The sequence below is a fragment of the Amycolatopsis sp. NPDC051071 genome, assembly GCF_040682875.1.
In the GTDB taxonomy this organism is placed as follows: Bacteria; Actinomycetota; Actinomycetes; order Mycobacteriales; family Pseudonocardiaceae; genus Amycolatopsis.
Map to the genome: position 1 here is coordinate 1 of NZ_JBFBBY010000215.1, position 5,322 is coordinate 5,322.

Below are 5,322 nucleotides of genomic sequence, written 5' to 3' on the forward strand. Positions count from 1 at the left end.
GTTGAACGCGTTCTCGATCACCTTCAGTGACCGCTGGCCGGGAGCTGAGACCTACTGACAACCACGGCCGGAAACACCGTTCGCGTTACAGTCCCCCGCTAAACGCAGGTCGGGCAGGGATAGCGACCGGAGCGCGTTTAGCGGGCTAAACGCGCTCCGGGGGGCAGCGCGGGGGTCAGTAGTAGTAGGGGAAGGCTGACCAGTCGGGGGCTCGCTTCTCCAAGAAGGAGTCGCGGCCCTCGACGGCCTCGTCCTGCATGTACGCGAGCCGCGTGGTCTCGCCGGCGAAGAGCTGCTGGCCGACGAGGCCGTCGTCGGTGAGGTTGAACGCGTACTTCAGCATCCGCTGCGCCGTCGGCGACTTGCCGTTGATCGCCCACGCCCACTCCAGCGCTTCGGCCTCCAGGTCCGCGTGCGGGACGGCGGAGTTGACCGCGCCCATCGCCCGCATCTGCTCGGCCGTGTACTCGCGGCCGAGGAAGAAGATCTCCCGCGCGAACTTCTGCCCGACCTGCTTGGCCAGATACGCCGAGCCGTAGCCGCCGTCGAAGGAGCCGACGTCGGCGTCGGTCTGCTTGAACCGCGCGTGCTCGGCCGAAGCGAGCGTGAGGTCGCACACCACGTGCAGCGAGTGCCCGCCACCCGCCGCCCACCCCGGGACCACGGCGATGACCACCTTCGGCATGAACCGGATCAGCCGCTGGACCTCCAGGATGTGCAGTCGCCCTGCCCTCGCCGGGTCGATCGTGTCCGAGGTCTCCCCATCCGCGTACTGATACCCGGAGCGTCCGCGAATACGCTGGTCACCACCGGAACAGAACGCCCAGCCGCCGTCCTTCGGCGACGGGCCGTTGCCGGTGAGCAGGACGCAGCCGACGTCCGAGCTCATCCGCGCGTGGTCGAGCGCACGGTACAGCTCGTCGACGGTATGCGGCCGGAAGGCGTTGCGGACCTCGGGACGGTCGAACGCGATACGCACGACGCGTTTGCCTGAGCGGCTCTCAGAGGAGCGGTGATAGGTGATGTCGGTGAAGTCGAAACCTTCGACTTCCGTCCACGAGGCGGGGTCGAACAGCTCGGAAACCTGGGCGTCATCCACGTTTGGGAGAATAGGACGTGTGGCCGTGAGTCGTAGTGTGAAACCCGAGGTCTGCCGGTGAATCCTTCCACCGCGCAGGCCAGGGTCATCGTCGACGAACTCGTTCGCAACACCGTCTCCCACGTCGTGCTCTGCCCCGGCTCCCGCAACGCCCCGCTGTCGATCGCGCTGTACGACGCGGCGGCGGCCGGACGCCTCCAGCTGCACGTCCGCATCGACGAACGCGGCGCCGCCTTCCTCGCCCTCGGCATCGCCGCGCGCACCGGACGCCCGGTCGCCGTGCTGTGCACCTCGGGTACCGCGGCCGCGAACTTCCACCCCGCCGTCCTGGAGGCCGACCGCGCGGGTGTCCCGCTGATCGTGCTGACCGCCGACCGCCCGCCCGAGCTGCGGGCCGCCGGTGCGAGCCAGGTCATCGACCAGCACCACCTTTACGGCAACGCCATCCGCTACTTCGACGAGCTGGCCGTCGCCGAACGCCGCGCCGGGCAGAACTCGTACTGGCGCAGCCAGATCTGCCGCGCCTGGAACGCCGCTTACGGCGAGTGGCGCTGCGGGCCGGTGCACCTGAACATTCCGTTCCGCGAGCCACTCGTGCCGGACATCGACGATGACGGTGAGTGGTACGAGTCACTCGAAGGGCGTCCCGACGGCGCTCGCTGGACGGAGCTTCCCGACTTCGGCGCGCTTCCCTCGTTCGTGGTGCCCTCGGCTCGTACGGGCCTGGTCATCGCGTGCGACACCGGCGTCCAGGCCGCCAGCGAATGGGCCGAACTGCATGGCTGGCCGGTGGTTTCGGAGACCGGCGGCATCGGGCTGGCCGGTGCGACGGCGATCTCGTCCGGCGCGTGGCTGCTCGGCGTCGAGGAGTTCATCTCGCGGCACAAGCCCGAGCAGGTGCTGTGCATCGGCCGTCCGACGGTGTTCCGCCAGGTCCAGCGGATCCTGTCCGATCCCGAAGTCGAGGTGCTGCTGGTCCGGCCCGATTCGGACTGGCCCGCGCCCGCGCATAACGTCCGCCAGGTCGGGCAGTGGTTCGACGAACCGACCAAACCCGCCGACCCGGAGTGGCTCGCGAGCTGGCAGCGCGCGGACAAGGCCGCGTCGGCGGCGGTCGCCGAGGCGCTGGCGACGGAACCGTGGCCGAGCGGCCTGCGCCTGGCCTCCGAGCTGATCGACGCGGTCCCGGAGGGGTCGCTCCTGGTCGTCGGCTCGTCCAACCCGACCCGCGACGTCGCGCTCGCCGGACGGCTGCGGCCGGACGTGCTGGTGCACCGCAACCGCGGTGTCGCCGGTATCGACGGCATGGTCTCGACCGCGATCGGCGCCGCGACCGTCCACAGGGGACATTCGTACGCCTTGCTCGGCGACCTGACGTTCCTGCACGACGCGAGTGGCCTGCTGACCGGGCCCGCGGAGCAGCGCCCTGATCTGACGATCGTGGTGCTCAACGACGACGGCGGCGGCATCTTCTCCCTGCTGGAGCAGGGCGCGCCCGAGCACAACGCCAGCTTCGAGCGCGTCTTCGGCACGCCACATGGCGCCGATCTCGGCGCGCTGTGCGCGGGCTATCGCGTCCCGCATGTCGTCGCCGAGACGCTCACCGAGTTCCGTGCCGCGCTGAAGCCCGCTCCCGGTCTTCGCGTGGTGGAGGTCCGAGTGGACCGGACGCGCCACCGCGAACTGCACGTGCGCCTCCGTACGGCGGTGTCGTCGGCTGTGCGGGCTGTCTGAATTGACTCGCGTGCGAAGCACGTCCGTTGAGGGCGGGGGCATGGATGGAGTTTTTGGTCTCAGTCCAGGGGTAGGAACCCTTCCTTTGGGCGTGTCTCTCCGGTGATCACCTGGCTACGTTCGAGCGCGGTGACAAATCCTGGGAGGGATTCGCAATGCGTTTGAACACTCGCGCCGGCTTCGCCGGTTTGACCGCGGGCGTCGTCTCGGTGCTGCTCGTGGGCACCGCGGCCGCCGCACCCGCGCCCGGCTCGATCGGCATCGGTGACCCGTACTACCCGCATGCGGGCAACGGCGGCTACGACGTCGGGCACTACGACCTCAGACTGACCTACGCGCCCTCGACCGACCTGCTGTCCGGGGCCACGACGATCCTGCTGACCGCGACACAGGACCTCTCGCGGTTCAACCTCGACTTCGGCCTGAAGGTGTCGAGCGTCCGGGTCAACAACCGGCCCGCGCGGTTCGCGACGTCGACCGACGGCACCGGCGAGCTGAGCGTCACGCCGGCCACGCCGCTGAAGAAGGGCCAGACGGCGACCGTCGTCGTGGCCTACGCGGACACGCCGTCGAAGGTGAAGATCGACGGCATCACCGCCTGGAAGAAGACCCCGGACGGCGCGCTGGCCGTCGACGAGCCGCAGAGCGCGGCCTGGTGGTTCCCGTCCAACGACCACCCGACCGACCTGGCCACCTACGACATCTCGGTCGAGGTCCCGAACGACGTCGCCGCGCTGTCGAACGGGACGCTCGTGCGCAAGACGGTGCAGCGGCCCGGCTGGACGCGCTGGAACTGGCGCAGCACCAAGCCGCAGGCGCCGTACCTGACGTCGCTGGAGGTCGGCAAGTTCGAGGTGAACGAGCAGACCACGCCGGACGGCAAGCCGTTCATCACCGCTTACGGCGCCGACCTCGGCGAATCGCTCGGCGCGGCGAAGACCAGCGTCGAGCGGACGCCGGAGATCACCGAGTTCCTCGCCTCGAAGTTCGGGCCTTACCCGTTCGAGGCGCAGGGCGGCGTCGTCACCACCGGCATCACCTTCGCGCTGGAGAACCAGACGCGGCCGGTGTACGGCGCCCGTGCGTTCCGCTCCGGCTCGAACACTTCGGTCGTCGCGCACGAGCAGGCGCACCAGTGGTTTGGCGACAACGTCACGCTCGGCAAGTGGAGCGACATCTGGCTGAACGAGGGCTTCGCGTCCTACGCGGAGTTCCTGTGGTCGGAGGAGACCGGCGAGGGCACGGCCGACGAACTCGCGCAGTACATCTACGACTCGGCGTCGGCCGAGGACCCGTTCTGGCAGGTCCTGCCCGCCGACCCGGGCGAGGAGAACCAGTTCGACGCGGCCGTCTACGACCGCGGCGCGCTCGCCGTGCACGCGTTGCGCAAGGCTGTGGGTGACGACACGTTCTTCCGGATCCTGAAGACCTGGCAGCAGGTGAAGTCGCACAAGCCGGCGGTGATCCCGGAATTCATCGCGCTGGCGGAGAAGATCTCGGGCAAGCCGCTGTACGACCTGTTCCAGACCTGGCTCTACACCAAGGGCAAGCCCTCGGTGAGTCCTAACGGGACCCCGGTTTCGGCACTTCGGGCCGCTGCGGCGCCTGTCGAGCCGAAGTCGTACTCGAAGATCAAGGCGACCCACGAATTGCTCGGCGAGCGACACGCCCACTGATGGGTAGCGCTACGCTCGCGGCGTGACGGCCAAAGCGGAGCGGGTGAGGCGCATCGGGTGGTATGCCGCCCTCGTTGTCGCCTCACTCGTGACCGTCCTCTGTGTCTCGCTGGCGTTCGCCGCCATCCGCAACGACAGCTCGATCGAAGCGGAACTGGGCCAGGCGACGGCGCAGGTCGAGTCGGTGACCTTCGACCGGACGATCATCAACTACGCCACCCCGGACGGCATCGTGCACAGCCCGGCCAACGGCGTCCTCTACCCGGCAGGGCTGGCCGCCGGGCAGCTGGTGAACATCGAGTACGACGTCGGCGACCCGGAACTCGCGCGGGTGGCCGGACGGTCGGCGGCCACCACGCTGCTGCCGCTGGGCAGCATGATCTTCTTCACCTGGCTGGTCGCCGGGCCGCTGCTGTGGTGGATCCGGCGGCTGAACACCCGGTCGCGGGCCGAGCTGCCCGCCTGATCACGCGAGTCCCGCCCTCCAGCACGCGTGTTCCCCCTTCAAGCACGCGAGTTACGTGCTCAAGCACGTGAGTTACGCCTTCCAGCACGCGAGTTACGCCTTCAAGCACGTGAGCCGTCCGGATCAGTCACGCGAGCTTGCTGTGCGGAACCGGCGAACACGCGTGGCCAAACGCGGAACTTGCGTGCTTGGAGCCGGGACTTGCGTGCTTGGAGGCGGGACACGCGTGCTTGGAGGGGGAACTCGCGTGCTGGAGGGCGGAACTCGCGTGCTGGAGGGCGGAACTTGCGTGCTGGAGGGCGGAACTCGCGTGCTTGGAGAGGGAACTCGCGTGCGGGAAGGCGTAC

General features: G+C 68.9%; 4 protein-coding genes. 3 read left to right on the top strand and 1 reads right to left on the bottom strand.

What is annotated here, in order from left to right; genetic code table 11:
- Positions 1-175: 175 nt before the first annotated feature.
- Positions 176-1,099, bottom strand: a complete 924-nt coding sequence (locus AB0M65_RS37300) for a 1,4-dihydroxy-2-naphthoyl-CoA synthase (RefSeq protein ID WP_364039041.1) — start codon at positions 1,097-1,099, stop codon at positions 176-178.
- Between the two features lie 57 nt (positions 1,100-1,156).
- On the opposite strand from AB0M65_RS37300, the gene menD reads away from it, so the two are divergent.
- The 3 genes from menD (at position 1,157) to AB0M65_RS37315 (ending at position 4,975) form a co-directional block, all read left to right on the top strand.
- Entirely contained in the window at positions 1,157-2,833 is a 1,677-nt protein-coding gene (gene menD / locus AB0M65_RS37305; protein WP_364039044.1) for a 2-succinyl-5-enolpyruvyl-6-hydroxy-3-cyclohexene-1-carboxylic-acid synthase, read from the top strand.
- Between the two features lie 155 nt (positions 2,834-2,988).
- The gene (locus tag AB0M65_RS37310; protein ID WP_364039047.1) at positions 2,989-4,509 is read left to right on the top strand and encodes a M1 family metallopeptidase; all 1,521 of its coding nucleotides are present in this window, start codon (positions 2,989-2,991) and stop codon (positions 4,507-4,509) included.
- A 22-nt stretch (positions 4,510-4,531) separates the two neighbouring features.
- Positions 4,532-4,975 (top strand): DUF3592 domain-containing protein, encoded by a 444-nt coding sequence (locus AB0M65_RS37315; RefSeq protein WP_364039050.1) that lies wholly within the window; start codon positions 4,532-4,534, stop codon positions 4,973-4,975.
- Positions 4,976-5,322 lie beyond the last annotated feature (347 nt).